The organism is Gelidimonas diazotrophica (assembly GCF_055694025.1).
In genome coordinates, this window is the sequence record NZ_CM146349.1 from 340,799 (window position 1) to 356,771 (window position 15,973).

Below are 15,973 nucleotides of genomic sequence, written 5' to 3' on the forward strand. Positions count from 1 at the left end.
TCTGGCCCCACTCCCATCAAAGAGGAGATATAAAATGCATTACCCCTGGAACTGGAACATTTACTGGCAAGAATCTCCTGACGGCGTACATACCTATATGGATACGCTGCTGGCCGGTCTGCAATGGACACTTGCCACCGCTGTCAGCGCCTGGATCATGGCGCTCATCATCGGCACCGTAATTGGCACCGTGCGCACCATGCCCAACAAGTGGCTGGTGCGCTTGTCGAACGCCTATATCGAATTATTTCGTAATATCCCGCTGATCGTGCAAATGTTCCTGTGGTATTTCGTGATGCCGGAACTGGTGCCGGCAAGCGTCGGCAATGCGCTCAAATCGATGCCGAACGCGTCCTTCATCACGGCCTTTCTGGCGCTGGGATTTTTTACCTCGGCGCGGGTCGCGATCCAGGTTTCAACCGGAATCGAGGCCTTGCCGCGTGGCCAGAGAATGGCGGGAACCGCGCTCGGATTGACGCTGCCGCAAACCTATCGCTATGTATTGTTGCCAATGTCGTTTCGCATCATCATCCCGGCGCTGACCAATGAATTTGCGGCGATCATCAAGAACAGTTCGGTAGCGCTGACCATCGGCCTGGTGGAACTGACTGCCGCTGCTTACTCGATGCGCGAATTCACGTTCCAGACTTTCGAATCGCTTACCGCAGCGACCATCATTTACATCATTGTGTCGGCGTTTGCGCTGTTTTTGGCGCACTGGCTGGAACGCAGAACAGCGGTTCCGGGATTTATTGTCGCCAGTAGCAACGCAGGAGGACACTGATCATGTTTGCAAATTTCGATTTCGACGTTATTCAGCGTTCCTGGTTGTACTTGTTTACCACCGGCATGAAGTTCACGCTGACGCTGACCTTCTTTGCGATGCTGGGCGGCATCATATTTGGCACACTGCTGGCGATGATGCGCTTGTCCCACAACAAAGCGCTTGGGTTTGTCGCCGGCAGTTACGTCAATCTGATCCGCTCGATTCCATTGATCCTGGTGATCTTCTGGTTTTACTTTCTGGTGCCGTACATCGGCGCCTGGATTACCGGTGCTTCCCAACCGATTCCGGTCGGCGCATTTTCATCGGCGCTGATTACCTTCGTCTTGTTTGAGGCCGCCTATTATTGCGAGATCATGCGCTCCGGAATTCAGTCGATTCCACGCGGCCAGGTTGCAGCCGGCTACGCGGTTGGCATGAATTATTGGCAAATGATGGGCAACGTGGTTTTGCCGCAGGCGTTCCGCAACATGATTCCGATTCTGCTCACGCAAACCATCATCCTGTTCCAGGACGTATCGCTGGTGTATGTATTGGGCTCGGTGCCCGACTTTGTCAGTGTGGCGTCGAAGATCGCGCAGCGCGACGGCCGTCTGGTAGAGATGTATTTGTTTGTCGCCGTGGTGTATTTCGTGATGAGTTTCGGCTTGTCCATGCTGGTCAAAAAACTGCAGGCAAAGGTCGCGATCATTCGTTGACAGGTTTACGCACGACCGGCACGACCGATCCAGACACTTGAAACCGCATTCAGAAATTAGGAGAAACAAGATGATTGAACTTAAGAACGTCAGCAAGTGGTATGGCGATTTCCAGGTCTTGGCCGACTGCACAACCTCGGTTGAAAAAGGCGATGTAGTCGTGGTGTGCGGCCCGTCCGGCTCGGGTAAATCGACCCTGATCAAGACCGTCAACGGACTGGAGCCGTTTCAGAAAGGCGAAATCATCGTCAACGGCGTCTCGGTTGGCGCGCCCAAGACCAACTTGTCCAAACTGCGTTCGCAGATCGGCATGGTATTCCAGAGTTTCGAATTGTTTCCGCATATGTCGATTACCGAAAATCTGACCATCGGTCAGATCAAGGTGCTCGGGCGCAGCGTCGAGGAAGCGCGCGAGCGCGGCTTCAAATATCTTGAGCGGGTCGGCCTGATCTCGCAAAAGGATAAATTTCCCGGCCAACTCTCGGGCGGTCAGCAACAACGGGTAGCGATTGCGCGTGCGCTATCGATGGACCCGATAGCGATGCTGTTCGACGAACCGACTTCGGCGCTCGATCCCGAGATGATCAACGAAGTGCTGGACGTGATGGTCGGCCTGGCGGAGGAAGGCATGACCATGATGGTCGTCACGCACGAGATGGGATTCGCCAAAAGAGTCGCGAACCGCGTCATCTTCATGGATCAGGGTCGCATCGTCGAAGACTGCACCAAGGATGAATTCTTCGACACCGAGCGTTCTGAGCGCGCCAAGGATTTCCTGTCGAAAATCATTCATTGATAAATTTTGCTGCGCTGCTGTTCTGCAGGCCTCTTGCGCCTGCAGAATTTAATAGGAGTATAGGCAAAAACAATGCCTTTCCCGCATATAAGATATGCGGGTATAAAAAATACAATATCGGGTATGTTTGCATAGTATGACCCGCATATTGTCGGGTGAGCGGGAGCGCCGCTCCCGTTCCCAAAATTTTCAGCATTGACCGGCTTATCCTTCAGTTCTCCATTAGTCGGTGACAATCTGTCACTGACTGCCTTACTTGCCCGGTTGCCGCATCGCATCGCAACGCATACGCGGCGGATGGACTGGGCATAAATAGCCATAATGCAACGCGCGCGGTCCTGAATTAAATCGGAATACAGCTTGATGTAAATCAGTTAACTTTCAAGATGCGGCACGACGATCGAATCTTTTTTAGGGCTGATTCAGTATATTTACTGAGCTGAAGCCGCGTTCATCTTTTGCATCAGCTTCCCCAGCGGTCATTATCAGCAATGCGATATGAGAGCCTCATGTCCCCCTGCAACTTTACTAATGATTGGATCGTGTCATGCACATATACTTGAGCAGAAAGGTCTTGGCAGTCGCCATCGGCGCAATCAGTGTCGCAGCCTGTTTTCCGGCCGCGGCTTCGAGTCACCGCGAAGCACCGTTCATCAGCGGCCAGCCGCGCGTGGACGCCACCGATTTTTATATGTTTCGCAGCTACGCGACGGGCCGACAGGATTATGTGACCCTGATCGCGAATTACATGCCGTTTCAAGACCCGCAGGGCGGTCCGAATTTTTACCAGTTCGATCCCAATGCGCTGTACGAAATCCACGTCGTCAATGACGGCGGCAGCAAAGAAAACATCAGCTTCCGGTTCCGTTTCAAGAGCACCTCAAAACGCACCGCTTTGCCTGTCGGCGGCAAGCAAACCCTGATTCCGTTGATTAACTCCGGCGTCGTAAGCGGCGTCAATCCGGCCACCCTGAATGTGCGCGAAACCTACACCGTCGATATCGTGCGCGGCGACCGCCGGGTCGGCAGCGTCGGGTCGGTTACCAATGCGGCCGGCGGGGCCAGGGAATTTGACAAGCCGGTCGACAATCTCGGCGACAAGTCCTTTGGCAGCGCGACCGCGTATGAAGCCTACGCGAACCAGCATATCTATGACGTGGCGATTCCGGGCTGCGGCAACGGCCGGGTCTTCGTCGGCCAGCGCAAGGAGTCGTTCTCGATCGCGGTCGGCAAGATATTTGACTTGATCAACCTCAACCCGTTGGGGCCGGAAATCGACGGCAACAAGAACGATCTTGAAAACAAGAACATCAGTTCCATTGCGCTGGAAGTTCCTGCTGCCTGCCTGACTACTGCCACTGAAAAAATTATCGGCGGCTTTACCACGGCCAGCGTTCGTCAGGGTCGCTTGATCAACCCGTCGCCGGCATCGGGCAACAACAACGCAGTAAAAGAAGGTGGTCCCTGGGCGCAGGTGTCGCGGCTGGGCATGCCGCTGGTCAATGAAGTCGTGATCGGCATGGACGACAAGGACCGTTTCAACGCATCGCGGCCGAGCGGCGATGCGCAGTTCGCAGATTACGTCACCAATCCATCGCTGCCGGCGCTGATCCAATCGCTGTTCCCGACCGCACCGGCCCCCACCAACTTCCCGCGCACCGATCTGGTGGCGGCATTCCTGACCGGCATCAAAGGCGTCAATCAGCCGGCAAACGTTAAAGCCAGTGAAATGCTGCGGCTCAATACCGCGATCGCAGTGACGCCGCAAGCCTCGCAAAATCCGCTGGGCGTGGCGGCAGGCGACAACGCCGGGTTCCCGAACGGCCGCCGTCCCGCCGATGATGTGGTCGATCTGTCGTTGCGCGTAGCAATGGGTGCGTTGTGCGTGCTGACCGGGGCCGCCGATACGCTGGGTGTAGGCTGCAAACCCGCCGATGCACCGGCCGGCGGCGCGGCGCTGACGGACGGTGTGCGCAAGAACGCGTCAACCTTCAAGGCCGCGTTTCCGTATCTGAATACGCCGCTGCCTGGCAACAACTAAGGAGCCCGTCATGATCACTAAAAAGTCCAAGCTGGGTCTCGGCTCGGCACTCGTCTTGTCCCTGCTGGTAGCCGGTTGCGGTGGCGACGACGATGATGGCCGGCGATTCGACCGCAGCGGCAGGAACAATACTGCCGAACCGGTCGCTGCACAGGACGCCTTCGTCGATGCCGTGAAAGCGGTCGTTGCGACAACCTCCGATACCACCGAAGCCGGGTCGATCGATGCGATCACGCCAACCAGTCGGGACAATACCGCACCCGTTCCGATCGGCTAGCGTCTGGCGCCGCTGCGCGTTGGGTGGCGTTGGGCAGCTATAAACATGGGAGCCGGCCACGGTGGTCAGCGGCCGCTTCCCATGTTTATTCCGGCCTGTCGCCAGTTGCTGTTTTGTCGTCGCTTTTTTGTGGTAATTACGACGATTTTGCTATCTGGCAGTATCCGTTTCTTTGCAAGGTGAGCATCCATGACATCCTTCAAAGCCTTGGCAATTGCGCTGTTGTTTTCGGCTGTTGCGCCTGCGATATGGGGTGCGCCACGGATTCCGGCGAGCGACGCCGAAGTGATCGAACATTTACCGCGCCGCACCGATCCGGCGCAGCAGGAATTCAGGGCCTTGCGCAGCCGCCTGGCAGCATCGCCCGACGACATGCCGCTGGCGCTGACGCTGGCCCGGCGCTATATCAGCCAGTCGCGGGTCGAAGGCGACCCGCGCTATCTCGGTTATGCGCAAGCTGCACTGGCGCCCTGGTATGACAAGGCCGATCCACCGACGGAAATCCGCGTGATGCGCGCCATGCTGCTGCAAAGCACGCATCAGTTTCCGGCCTCGCTGCGCGATCTGGACGCGGTCTTGAAAGCCGACCCGCACAATGCGCAGGCTTGGCTGACCCGCGCCACTGTGTTGCAGGTCGTGGGCGAATTTGCGCGGGCCACGCAAAGTTGCAATGCACTGCGCCCGCTGGTGCCGGTTCTGATCACCATTGCTTGTCTGTCGAATGTCGCCAGCCTGAATGGACATGCGCGCCACAGTTATGCGTACCTGAAATCGGCGCTTGCGATGGCGCCGGATGTCGAGCCCGGCATTCGGATCTGGGTAACCACTTTGCTGGCCGAAATGGCGCAACGATTGGGCGAATTTCCGGCGGCAGAGGAACACTTCAAAGCTGCGCTCGCGGCTGACGATGCCGACAGTTATCTGCTGGGCGCTTACGCAGATTTTTTACTCGATCAGAAGCGCAGCGGCGACGTGATCCGGCTGCTAAAAGACCAGACGCGGGTCGATGCGCTGTTGTTGCGTTACGCCATGGCCACCACCTTGCAGCCGGCCGACAGCCGCGCTGCCGCCAATCACATCGCGGCGCTCAGTTCCCGCTTCGCCGCGGCCATGTTACGGGGCGACACTGTGCATCAGCGCGAACAGGCACGCTTTGAATTGCAGCTGATGCATCGTGCACCGTTCGCATTGCAGCTGGCGCAGCGCAACTGGGCGATACAAAAAGAGCCGGCGGACGTGCGCGTATTTCTGGAAGCCGCGCTCGCCGCGAATGACAAGGCCGCAGCCGCACCGGTGCTGGAGTGGCTGAAAAAGTCCCGGCTTGAGGATCATGCGGTCAACGCGCTGGCAGCCAAATTCGCAACAGGTGTCTGAGATGAAGCGCATTTTGGCAGCCCTGATACTGGCAGCGGCCGCATTGCTGTGCGCTGCCGCCCATGCCCACAAGCCGAGCGACAGTTATCTGACACTGAAGGTCGGCTACCAGACGGTCGAAGGGCAATGGGACATCGCGCTGCGCGATCTCGATTTCGCCATCGGTCTGGACCAGGACGGCAACGGTGCACTAAGCTGGGGCGAGATTCGCGCGCGTCATCGCGACATCGCCGCCTATGCATTGGGGCGCTTGACGCTTGCCAATGCCGGCGCACGCTGCCCGATCACGGCCGGCCAGCAGCAGGTCGACAACCATAGCGATGGCGCTTATGCGGTGCTGTATTTCAGCGCCCACTGCAATGCGGCAATTGAAAAACTCGATGTCGATTATCGCCTGTTGTTTGATATCGATCCGCAGCACAAGGGCTTGTTGCACCTGCAATCCGGCGCGCAGGCATCGACCGCGATTTTCTCGCCGGATACCGCGCGCCAGACGCTGGTATTGCGCGAGGCCAGCAAACTGGCGCAGTTCAGCGACTACGTTGTGACAGGCATCTGGCACATCTGGAAAGGCTTCGATCACATCCTGTTTTTGCTGTCGCTGCTGTTGCCCGCCGTGCTCAAAATAGTCGATAGGCAGCATCGCCCTTCCGACAGTTTCAAGGCATCGTTCTTCGATGTGCTGAAGATCGTCACCGCCTTTACGCTCGCGCATTCGATCACGCTGACATTGGCAACTTTTCAGGTGATAACGCTGCCCTCGCGCTGGGTCGAATCCGCAATCGCCGCCTCGGTCGTATTGGCCGCGCTGAACAACTTGCTGCCGCTATTTCAGGGCAAACGCTGGATGGTGGCGTTTGCCTTCGGTCTGATTCACGGTTTTGGATTTGCCAGCGTATTGACCGATTTTGGCTTGCCGCAATCTGCGCTATTGCCGGCCTTGGTCGGCTTCAATCTTGGGGTGGAAATCGGACAGCTGGCGATCGTCTCAGTATTTTTGCCGCTGGCGTATGCGATTCGTAAAACAACTTTTTATCGTAGCGCCGTGTTTACCGCCGGCTCCAGCCTGATCGTGCTGGTAGCGACGGTATGGCTGGTGGAGCGCGTGTTCGACTTGACGATTTTTTCGGTATTTGTGTAAGTAATTTCGGTTTCGCTTGATTGCCAATTAGGCCAGGCGATTGGGGCGGCCGCGCATCCGCTGCAAAAAGTGTATTGCTGGCAAAATGACTGCTTTCTTCTTTTGATGAGTCCAATGCCATGCACCCGCGCCAACTCTTGATTGATAGTTTTCACGCCGCAGTTGCCGCCGCCGATCCGTTAGGCATCGTTGCACAATTTTTGCCCTCTCCGCCACAAGGCCGCACTTTGGTGGTGGGTGCCGGCAAGGCTGCCGCCAGCATGGCGCGTGCGGTTGAACTGGCGTGGCCGGCCGCTGCGCCGCTGGAAGGCGTGGTCGTCACGCGCTATGGACACGGTATGCCGACCGGGCGCATCCGCGTGATCGAAGCCGGCCATCCGGTGCCGGATGCGGCGGGGGAGAGCGCGGCAGTAGAGATTCTGGCGCAGGTGCGTGCGCTGACGCCGGCGGATCATTTGATTGCGCTGGTGTCCGGCGGCGGTTCCAGCCTGTTGTCGCTGCCGGTCGCCACGGTGCCGATGGCGGATTTGAAAGCGGTGACCAAGGCTTTGCTGCACTCCGGCGCGCCGATTACCGAGATGAATATCGTGCGCAAGCATCTGTCGCAGATTCAGGGCGGACGCTTGGCGGCAGCGTGCAAAGCGCCGATCACCGCCCTGATCATCAGCGACGTGACCGGCGACGATCCGAGCGCGATTGCTTCCGGCCCGACTTGCGCTGACGCCAGCACCTATCAGGATGCGCTCGACATTCTTCACCGTTATGCGCTTAGCGCACCGGTCAGCGTTGTGGCGCATTTGCAGGCCGGGGTGCGCGGTACGGTCGATGAAACGCCCAAACCGGGCAGCGCAACTTTGGCGCATGTGCGCAATACCGTAATCGCCACCGCGCACCAGAGCTTGCAGGCAGCGGCTGCATTTTTTCGGCAGCGCGGCATTACGCCGGTAGTATTGGGCGACACCGTCACCGGCGAAGCCGCGGAAGTCGCCAAAGTGTATGCGGCGCTGGTGCGTGAAATCCGCGATCATCAGCAGCCGTTCCGTACGCCGGTGGCCTTGATTTCCGGTGGCGAATGCACGGTCACCGTACGCTCGGGTGATGAACCCGGGCGCGGCGGGCGCTGCGCCGAATTCCTGCTGTCGCTGACGCTGGAACTGGGCGGCATGCCCGATGTGTACGCGCTGGCGGCCGATACCGACGGCATCGACGGCACCGAGGATAATGCCGGCGCAGTGCTGATGCCGGATACGCCAGCACGCGCCGCGGCGCTGGGGCTCAACGCGGCAGCAATGCTGGGGGCGCATGACAGTTACCGTTATTTTTCCGCGCTGGGCGACTTGCTCGTCACCGGGCCGACGCGTACCAATGTCAACGATTATCGGGTGATCTTGGTTCTGTAACGTGAAGGTCCCTCTCCCGTGTGCGGGCATAGGTATCTACACATCTAGCAATCCACTGTTTTGCTCCTCTCTCCCGCTTGCGGGAGAGAGGCCGGGAGAGAGGGGGACCGCAAACATTCCACCGCATCAATATGGCAATGCAATCAAGGTTGGGCCTTGTTTTGACACCTTGCATATTGCGAGCACCCTCTCCCCCGGCCCCTCTCCCACAAGTGGGCGAGGGGAGCAATGCGCGCTCGCGGTTTAGAGTCGCAAGTTATGTAGATACCTATGGCGTGCGGGAGAGGGCAGTCATGGCCGTGAGGCAGGTAAAATGGCGGCACTCCATAGAAAGTGCCGCCATGATCATGACCACCACCACACCGCTCAATACACTCACCATCACCCGCCCCGATGACTGGCATTTGCACTTGCGCGATGGCGCGGCGCTGGCTTCCGTGTTGCCGCACAGTGCCCGCCAGTTCGGCCGCGCAATCGTGATGCCGAATCTGAAATCTCCGGTCACCACCACTGCGCAAGCGGCGGCCTATCGCGAGCGCATTCTGGCAGCGCTACCGGTCGATATGCAGTTCGAACCTTTGATGACGTTGTATCTGACCGACAACACACCGCCGGACGAAATCCTGCGGGCAAAAGACAGCGGCTTTATCCATGCGGTTAAGTTATATCCGGCCGGCGCCACCACCAATTCAGACGCCGGCGTGACCGATCTGACCAAGTGTTATAAAACGCTGGAAACGATGCAGGAAATCGGCATGCCATTCCTGCTGCATGGCGAGGTGACTGATCCGGAGATCGACATTTTCGACCGTGAAGCGGTCTTCATCGAGCGCGTGCTGCAACCGCTGCGCCTGGCGATGCCAGCACTGAAAATCGTCTTCGAGCACATCACCACCAAGGACGCCGCGCAATACGTGAGCGAGGCCGACGGCCCGATTGCAGCCACTATCACCGCCCATCATTTGCTGTACAACCGCAACGCCATCTTCAAAGGCGGGATTCGCCCGCATTATTTTTGCCTGCCGGTGCTGAAACGCGAACAACACCGGCAAGCGCTGGTGACGGTGGCCACCAGCGGCGATGAACGCTTCTTCCTCGGCACCGATTCGGCCCCGCATCCCAAGGGATTGAAGGAAAGCGCCTGCGGTTGCGCCGGTTGCTACACCGCCTTGCATGCGATGGAACTGTATGCGCACGCGTTCGATCTGGCCGGCGCGCTGGACAAGCTGGAAGCGTTTGCCAGCTTCAACGGCCCGGCGTTTTACGACTTGCCGCGCAACGCCGGAACGGTCACCTTGCAGCGGCAGAATTGGATATTGCCGGCCGAATTGCCGCTGGGCGACGCCACTATCATGCCTTTGAACGGCGGCGAAACGATCGCCTGGAAACTGTTGTAGGTGGCTTATTCGGTTCTTTTTTGGAAATTTTATACAGTGCGTTGTATTTATATGTGCCGCTTTTTTTGTATGCGGTAATGCTACTATTTTTACCTATACTCCCGCTTATTTTTAATATATTGGATCTGGATGAACGGGATTGCTGTGGCTACGACGCTTGAACCGGCGCTCGCGGCGGTGCAGGCGCCGATAGACTGGACGCGGCCCTGGCTGGCGGCAATCCAAGTGGCGGCGCAGCGCGTGACGGGCGCTGCCGACTGGCGGCAGGCGCTCAATGCGTGCGCCGCCGCCGATGGCTTGCGCAACCACGCCGGCTTGCCGCTGTCTTTCGTGCCGCAGGCTGCGTTGCCGGTGGGCACCGCTTATGAAGCTTTCATCAGCGCCGCCGGTTGCGTGCCCACCCGCGCCAATTTGCATGATTTCTTCAATGCGCTGGTCTGGCTCAGTTTCCCGCGCATCAAGCGCCAGCTCAATGCCTTGCAAGCGGCGCAGATCACGCAGTCCGGCGTGGGCAAGGAGCGCGGTCCGGCCCGTGACGCAGCCACAATTTTCGATGAAAATTCGGCGCTGCTGGTGGTGCACGATGCGCCGTCAGGTCGGACGCTGGTGGAATCGTTACGCAATCATCAATGGCAAGATGCGTTCATCGGCCGGCGCGCCGATTTCGGCAGCACGGCCGAAGTCTGGCTGTTCGGCCATGCATTGATGGAAAAACTGGTGTCGCCATACAAGGCGATCACCGCCCACGCCCGCGTGGTGATGGTGGAGGGCGCTTATTTTGCGCTGGGTCCCGCAGCGCGGCGGGCCTGGATAGACCGTCAAGTCGCGCAGGAATTGACTGATCCAGGCTTGAGCACCGCCGGCTTCACGCCGCTGCCGGTGCTCGGCGTGCCGGGCTGGTGGCCGGCGCAAGATGCCGCGTTCTACGCCGATGCCAGCGTGTTTCGGCCTAAAAAACAACGCTGAAGGGGCGGACGGAAGCCTACATTACTTAATATTGCGCAAGTTCTATGCATAAAAATATCAAATACAAATGAGAATGATTATCATTGTTGTGCTAGAATTCTTGCATTCGACCACCGCAATGAAAGCAAGCATCCCATGAAAAAATCCCTCGGCACACTGCTGTTCTCCAGCTTGGCATTGATCATCAGCACCGCCCACGCGGCTGAAACGCCGATTGGCAAGCATCAAATTGTGCACGGCATGGAAATCGGCGCAGTGTATTTGCAGCCGATCAAGATGGACCCTGAGGGCATGATGGGCAAAGTCGAGACTTCCGACATTCACCTCGAAGCCGATATCCACGCAGTCAAGGACCATCCGAACGCGTTTGCCGAAGGCGACTGGGTGCCGTACCTGGTCGTGAAATATGAATTGAGCAAGGTCGGCGGTAGCTTCAAGGCGGCCGGCGAAATGATGCCGATGCAAGCCAGCGACGGCCCGCACTATGGCGATAACGTGAAGCTGTCCGGCCCCGGCAAATACAAGCTGAAGCTGACCGTGCTGCCGCCATCGGCCAATACCCACGCCCATTTCGGCCGCCATGTCGATAAGGAAACCGGCGTCGCGCCGTGGTTCAAGACTTTTGACCTGAATTACGATTTCACTTTTGCCGGCACCGGCAAAAGAGGCGGTTACTGATTGATTTATCGATTTATCGATTGATTCAAGCATGGCAGGATCATTGATCCGGCCATGCTTTCGGAGGCGACATGTTCAAAAAATTAAGTATGTTTTGCGCGATGTTGTTGATAGCCAGCGCGGCATCGGCAGGTGAAGATTTGCTGACCTTTACGCTGAATTGCAATAACGGCATTTTCACGCCGAAGGTGTTGCAGGTGCCGGCCGGCAAGAAATTCAAGCTGGAAATTCACAATGTCGGCACCGAAGCGATCGAGTTCGAGAGCAAGCAATTGCGCAAGGAAAAGGCGCTGAGTCCGGGCGGAACCTCGTTTGTCGTGATTTACCCGCTGCAACCTGGCGAGTACAAGTATTTCGATGATTTCCATGTCAGCGTGGGCCAGGGCAGCATCGTCGCCAAATAAGTTTTCCGGTATTTATCCAACCATTCAATCATGCAAAATTTTACGCAAATCCTGTTCGTGATGTGGCGCGAAACCGTCGAAGCGATGCTGGTGGTCGGCATCCTGTATGCGTGGCTGTCGCACAATCCGGCTGGCGCGCGCGGCCTTAAATATCTGTGGGGCGGCGTGCTGGCGGGCTTGGCGGGCGCTCTCCTGCTGGGGCTGGGGATCGGCGCGCTGGATGAAATCCTGTCGGATGAAGGGCACGCGTATTTCATGGCCGGCATGCTGCTGCTTGCTGCCGCACTGATTGTTCAGATGGTGTTCTGGATGCGTCGCCATGGACGGCGCTTGAAGCGGGATATGGAGCAGTCATTGAGCGCCAGCGCGCAAACCGAAAACTGGTGGGGCGTGTTTTCGCTGGCGGCAATTGCGGTAGCGCGCGAGGGCAGCGAAGCGGTCGTGTTTGTATCGAGTCTGGCAATGGGCAGCAATGGCTTCGCCTCGGCCGCATTCTGGCTGGCGCTGGGTTTGGGCGCGGTGCTGGCGGGCGCTACCTTTGCATTGCTGCAACTGGGCGGCAAGCTGATTTCATGGCGTGCCTTTTTCCGCGTCACGGAAATCCTGTTGCTGCTGCTGGCGTGTTCGCTGCTCATAAGCGGAGTGGGAAAACTGATTGATGTGCAACTGCTGCCAGTCATCATGGCGCAGGTCTGGGATACCAGCCGCTTGCTCGATGACGGTTCCGTGTTGGGCAGTCTGGTGGCGTCCTTCACCGGTTACCGGGCCCGTCCGGACTTGCTGACTTTGCTTGTCTTCATCGCTTATTGGCTGCTTATCCGCTGGATGATGCGTGCGGATCGCTCGGCGGCAACTGCATGAGCGTGCTGGCGCTGGCGCCGCTGGGGAACTGGCTGCAAAGCCACGGTCGCCTGATCCGGCGCGTGCAATGGGTGGTGGTGCTGTTTTACGTCGCGCTGCTGGTGGGGCCGGCGGTTTTACCGCTGCCGGATGAGAGCGCGCACATTGTCAATAATCTGACCATTTTTGCCCAGTTCGTATTTTGGGGTATCTGGTGGCCGTTTGTGCTGCTCAGCATGGTGCTGGTCGGGCGCGCCTGGTGCGGCGTGTTGTGTCCGGAGGGTTCCTTGACCGAATGGGCCAGCAGCAAGGGGCGCAATCGCGCCATTCCGCGCTGGATGCGCTGGGGCGGCTGGCCGTTCGTGGCGTTCAGCATGACCACGCTTTACGGCCAGATGGTCAGCGTGTATCAGTATCCGAAAGCGGTATTGCTGGTGTTGGGCGGTTCCACCACGGCTGCCATCATCATCGGTTATCTGTACGGGCGCGAAAAACGGGTTTGGTGCAAATACCTGTGCCCGGTCAATGGCGTGTTCGAGGTACTCAGCAAGCTAGCGCCCATGCACAACAAGGTCGATGCCGAAGCATGGCGCAAGTCTTACCATAGCGTGACCCGAATTCAGCCGGTCAATTGCGCGCCGTTGGTGGCGATGCGCCAGATGCAAGGCACCAGCGATTGCCATATGTGCGGGCGTTGCAGCGGTCATCGCGACGCCATTACGCTGAGTGCCAGGGCACCGAATCACGAAGTGGTCAAGCTGGGCGCGCAGCTGGCGACTGGCTGGCAAAGCCTGTTGATCCTGTTCGGCCTGCTCGGCATTGCGCTCGGCGCATTCCAGTGGACGGCTAATCCGCATTTCATCCAGGTCAAGCAATTGGTCGCCGAATGGCTGATCGAGCGCGACATCCTGTGGCCGTTCGCCGAGAACGCGCCGTGGTGGCTGCTGACCAATTATCCGGCGCAGCGCGACGTCTTTTCCTGGCTCGATGGCGCACTGGTGACGGGCTACATTCTGGGTATGGGCGTGCTGATGGGGTGTGCGCTTTCTGCCATCGTCGGCCTGGCCAGTCGATTGCTGGGGCCGTGGCAGCGTCAGCGTTTTTATCATTTCTGCCAGGCGCTGATTCCGCTGGCCGGTTGCGGCGTATTTCTCGGCCTGTCGGCTCTGACCGTCAACTTGCTCAAAAACGATGGCGTGCCGGTGTCCTGGGTCAGCGATTTGCGATTGTTGCTATTGATTGGCGCCAGCCTGTGGTCGTTCTGGCTGGCTGTGGGGATTACCCGCCAATACGCTGCTAGTGGATTGCAACGGCTGGCGGCGCTGGGCGTATTCGCCCTGGCGCTGGCGCTGGTTGATATCAATTGGGTGCTGATGTTCTGGATTTGGTAGTACTGGATGCGGTATTTTATTTTTTACCAATAAATATATGCGGGGAGCATGGTATTTTTAGGCATACTCGTCATATTATTTAATGCTTGGTAAAGTGGCGATCAGTCGCGATTGCGCCGCGCCATGGCTTCGAGTGCAGCTTTCAGCGCTGCATTGCGGGGCGAATTTTCCAACGTATCGGCCAGCACCGCCAGCGCCGAGCGGGCTGGTTCCGACAGGGTCGCTTGCTTGACCGGGATGGCTTTCTCCAGGCCTTTGACAACTTGCACTTTGAGGCGGATTACGTTAACCTGCCAGCCGCGCTTTAGCAATAAATCCTGGAGTTTCGGCAACTGTTGCTTGAGTTTGGCGGCCAATGCGGCATTCGGCGTCGATAGCACCAACTGGCCGGATTCGAATTGCAGGATGGCGCAGGCTTCGAACATCGCCGGTAGCGCCGCCGCGCAATCTGTTTGCAGCGCCGCCATTCTGGTGGCGGTCGGCATCAGCGCGGCCATCTTGTCGTGCCCCCGCAAAAAGCCCATCGCATCTTGTGGCGCGCGCGCTGACTGCGCCGGACGGGCGCTGCGCTGATAAGGTGTATAGGAAGAGGAGGCTGGCCGCATTCGCTGAACCTTACCATATCCGGCGCACCATGGCGCACCATAGAGGATCATATGCAAGTCATTCTGCTGCACCCACGCCTGGCTCAGGCCAAATCCATTACTCTGACCAAAAAGCATCTACTACTGGCAATGCTGGGCTTTCTGACTGCGGTCGTAATCGGCGCGGTTTTGCTGCAGGCGTTGACGTTGCGTTTGGCGGCCGATATTTCCTCTCCTTTTTTGCTGGGATTGACAGCGCAAGCGGTGCCAGATCAGGCTGGCCGGCAAGACAAGTTTCTGAAGGAAAACCTGGCTTTCATGGCGGTACGACTGGGCCAGATGCAAGCCCAGTTAGTGCGGCTCGATGCGCTCGGCGAGCGAGTGCAGGGTTTGGCCGGCGTCAAGCCGGAAGATTTCAACTTCAAGGTATTGCCCGGTCGCGGCGGTGCGGCGCCGTCCAGCCTGGAGCAGCAGACCGGGCGGGATTTGTCCCTGACCGAGTTCCAGAAATTGCTCGATGCAATGGCGACCGATGTTGAGCATCGGGCTGATTACATGAATGTAGTGGAGTCGACCCTGATGGCCGACAAGATCCGGTCGAAACTGCTGCCTACCATCCAGCCGGTCAAGGTGAATTATGTCGCTTCCGGTTTCGGGGTGCGCTTCGATCCATTTAACGGGCGCAGTACCTTTCATGCGGGGATCGACTTCCCGGCTCCGACCGGCACGCCGATTGTGGCCGCGGCAGGCGGGGTGGTCATCGCTGCCGAGTTGCATAGCGATTACGGCAACATGGTGGAGATCGATCATGGCAACGATATCGTCACCCGTTATGCGCATGCGTCGCGCCTGTTGGTGCATATCGGCGACATCGTCAAGCGCGGCCAGCATGTGGCCGATATCGGTTCAACCGGCCGTTCAACCGGCCCGCATCTGCATTTCGAAGTGCGGGTCAAGGACGTAGCGCAAGATCCGAACAAGTTTCTTGCAGCGGGAGCCGATCTGGCGAAAGCGGTAGCGCTACGGTGAAAATGCGTTTTTGGTGCTGATTTTCCTTTTGGGTAAGCTTTGGTAATGGCAATTGACCATTGTTTCCACTCAGGTAAGCCCAATATGCGAAAAGTCGCATGCTAAAATCCGATGTTAAACATAGTCCGGCCCGATGCCAGCAGTTTTGCAGTGCCTAAGCGCAGTGCAGATGC

Annotated in this window: 16 protein-coding genes; 15 read left to right on the forward strand and 1 reads right to left on the reverse strand. The window is 58.1% G+C overall.

The features are described 5' to 3' along the window. The first annotated feature begins 34 nt into the window (after window positions 1–34). The 14 genes from KGFNPO_RS01630 (at window position 35) to KGFNPO_RS01695 (ending at window position 14,187) form a co-directional block, all read left to right on the forward strand. Entirely contained in the window at window positions 35–784 is a 750-nt protein-coding gene (locus KGFNPO_RS01630) for an amino acid ABC transporter permease (protein ID WP_472632794.1), read from the forward strand. A gap of 2 nt (window positions 785–786) precedes the next feature. After that, window positions 787–1,482 (forward strand): amino acid ABC transporter permease, encoded by a 696-nt coding sequence (locus tag KGFNPO_RS01635; RefSeq protein WP_472632795.1) that lies wholly within the window; start codon window positions 787–789, stop codon window positions 1,480–1,482. A 70-nt stretch (window positions 1,483–1,552) separates the two neighbouring features. Then, window positions 1,553–2,278 carry an amino acid ABC transporter ATP-binding protein gene (locus KGFNPO_RS01640; protein WP_472632796.1) on the forward strand — a complete coding sequence of 242 codons (726 nt, stop codon included), beginning with the start codon at window positions 1,553–1,555 and terminating at the stop codon, window positions 2,276–2,278. Window positions 2,279–2,825: 547 nt separating this feature from the next. Continuing rightward, on the forward strand, window positions 2,826–4,319 hold the full coding sequence (locus KGFNPO_RS01645; protein WP_472632798.1) for a DUF4331 domain-containing protein: 1,494 nt from the start codon (window positions 2,826–2,828) through the stop codon (window positions 4,317–4,319). 10 nt (window positions 4,320–4,329) lie between these two features. Continuing rightward, window positions 4,330–4,596 carry a hypothetical protein gene (locus KGFNPO_RS01650; RefSeq protein ID WP_472632799.1) on the forward strand — a complete coding sequence of 89 codons (267 nt, stop codon included), beginning with the start codon at window positions 4,330–4,332 and terminating at the stop codon, window positions 4,594–4,596. A 189-nt stretch (window positions 4,597–4,785) separates the two neighbouring features. Then, window positions 4,786–5,970, forward strand: coding sequence for a tetratricopeptide repeat protein (locus tag KGFNPO_RS01655; protein WP_472632800.1), 1,185 nt, complete (start codon window positions 4,786–4,788; stop codon window positions 5,968–5,970). Between the two features lies 1 nt (window position 5,971). Continuing rightward, window positions 5,972–7,111 (forward strand): HupE/UreJ family protein, encoded by a 1,140-nt coding sequence (locus tag KGFNPO_RS01660; protein WP_472632801.1) that lies wholly within the window; start codon window positions 5,972–5,974, stop codon window positions 7,109–7,111. 119 nt (window positions 7,112–7,230) lie between these two features. Next, window positions 7,231–8,511 (forward strand): glycerate kinase type-2 family protein, encoded by a 1,281-nt coding sequence (locus KGFNPO_RS01665; protein ID WP_472632802.1) that lies wholly within the window; start codon window positions 7,231–7,233, stop codon window positions 8,509–8,511. Between the two features lie 341 nt (window positions 8,512–8,852). Beyond that, window positions 8,853–9,908 carry a dihydroorotase gene (pyrC, locus tag KGFNPO_RS01670; protein WP_472632803.1) on the forward strand — a complete coding sequence of 352 codons (1,056 nt, stop codon included), beginning with the start codon at window positions 8,853–8,855 and terminating at the stop codon, window positions 9,906–9,908. Between the two features lie 129 nt (window positions 9,909–10,037). Then, a complete protein-coding gene (locus KGFNPO_RS01675; protein ID WP_472632804.1) occupies window positions 10,038–10,874 on the forward strand; it encodes a DUF3025 domain-containing protein in 837 nt (278 codons plus the stop codon). Window positions 10,875–11,009: 135 nt separating this feature from the next. After that, the gene (locus KGFNPO_RS01680) at window positions 11,010–11,552 is read left to right on the forward strand and encodes an iron transporter (protein WP_472632805.1); all 543 of its coding nucleotides are present in this window, start codon (window positions 11,010–11,012) and stop codon (window positions 11,550–11,552) included. 71 nt (window positions 11,553–11,623) lie between these two features. After that, entirely contained in the window at window positions 11,624–11,956 is a 333-nt protein-coding gene (locus tag KGFNPO_RS01685; protein ID WP_472632806.1) for a cupredoxin domain-containing protein, read from the forward strand. A 30-nt stretch (window positions 11,957–11,986) separates the two neighbouring features. After that, window positions 11,987–12,817 (forward strand): FTR1 family iron permease, encoded by an 831-nt coding sequence (locus tag KGFNPO_RS01690; protein WP_472632807.1) that lies wholly within the window; start codon window positions 11,987–11,989, stop codon window positions 12,815–12,817. Next, complete coding sequence (locus KGFNPO_RS01695; protein ID WP_472634542.1) at window positions 12,814–14,187, forward strand: 4Fe-4S binding protein; 1,374 nt, start codon at window positions 12,814–12,816, stop codon at window positions 14,185–14,187. Before KGFNPO_RS01690 ends, KGFNPO_RS01695 begins: the two co-directional genes overlap by 4 nt. Before the next feature lie 101 nt (window positions 14,188–14,288). Here KGFNPO_RS01695 and KGFNPO_RS01700 read toward each other — a convergent pair whose 3' ends face one another. Further along, window positions 14,289–14,792: a hypothetical protein gene (locus KGFNPO_RS01700; RefSeq protein WP_472632808.1), complete on the reverse strand. Its 504-nt coding sequence runs from the start codon at window positions 14,790–14,792 to the stop codon at window positions 14,289–14,291. Between the two features lie 51 nt (window positions 14,793–14,843). Between KGFNPO_RS01700 and KGFNPO_RS01705 the strand changes: the two genes are divergently transcribed. After that, the gene (locus tag KGFNPO_RS01705) at window positions 14,844–15,800 is read left to right on the forward strand and encodes a peptidoglycan DD-metalloendopeptidase family protein (RefSeq protein ID WP_472632809.1); all 957 of its coding nucleotides are present in this window, start codon (window positions 14,844–14,846) and stop codon (window positions 15,798–15,800) included. Window positions 15,801–15,973: the final 173 nt, after the last annotated feature.

Coding starts and splice junctions, on each gene's coding strand:
- KGFNPO_RS01650 (WP_472632799.1), top strand. CDS start 4,330: ATGATCACTAAAAAGTCCAAGCTGGGTCTCGGCTCGGCACTCGTCTTG.
- KGFNPO_RS01705 (WP_472632809.1), top strand. CDS start 14,844: ATGCAAGTCATTCTGCTGCACCCACGCCTGGCTCAGGCCAAATCCATT.
- KGFNPO_RS01655 (WP_472632800.1), top strand. CDS start 4,786: ATGACATCCTTCAAAGCCTTGGCAATTGCGCTGTTGTTTTCGGCTGTT.
- KGFNPO_RS01635 (WP_472632795.1), top strand. CDS start 787: ATGTTTGCAAATTTCGATTTCGACGTTATTCAGCGTTCCTGGTTGTAC.
- KGFNPO_RS01645 (WP_472632798.1), top strand. CDS start 2,826: ATGCACATATACTTGAGCAGAAAGGTCTTGGCAGTCGCCATCGGCGCA.
- KGFNPO_RS01660 (WP_472632801.1), top strand. CDS start 5,972: ATGAAGCGCATTTTGGCAGCCCTGATACTGGCAGCGGCCGCATTGCTG.
- KGFNPO_RS01630 (WP_472632794.1), top strand. CDS start 35: ATGCATTACCCCTGGAACTGGAACATTTACTGGCAAGAATCTCCTGAC.
- KGFNPO_RS01685 (WP_472632806.1), top strand. CDS start 11,624: ATGTTCAAAAAATTAAGTATGTTTTGCGCGATGTTGTTGATAGCCAGC.
- KGFNPO_RS01665 (WP_472632802.1), top strand. CDS start 7,231: ATGCACCCGCGCCAACTCTTGATTGATAGTTTTCACGCCGCAGTTGCC.
- KGFNPO_RS01680 (WP_472632805.1), top strand. CDS start 11,010: ATGAAAAAATCCCTCGGCACACTGCTGTTCTCCAGCTTGGCATTGATC.
- KGFNPO_RS01640 (WP_472632796.1), top strand. CDS start 1,553: ATGATTGAACTTAAGAACGTCAGCAAGTGGTATGGCGATTTCCAGGTC.
- pyrC (WP_472632803.1), top strand. CDS start 8,853: ATGATCATGACCACCACCACACCGCTCAATACACTCACCATCACCCGC.
- KGFNPO_RS01675 (WP_472632804.1), top strand. CDS start 10,038: ATGAACGGGATTGCTGTGGCTACGACGCTTGAACCGGCGCTCGCGGCG.
- KGFNPO_RS01695 (WP_472634542.1), top strand. CDS start 12,814: ATGAGCGTGCTGGCGCTGGCGCCGCTGGGGAACTGGCTGCAAAGCCAC.
- KGFNPO_RS01700 (WP_472632808.1), bottom strand. CDS start 14,792: ATGCGGCCAGCCTCCTCTTCCTATACACCTTATCAGCGCAGCGCCCGT.
- KGFNPO_RS01690 (WP_472632807.1), top strand. CDS start 11,987: ATGCAAAATTTTACGCAAATCCTGTTCGTGATGTGGCGCGAAACCGTC.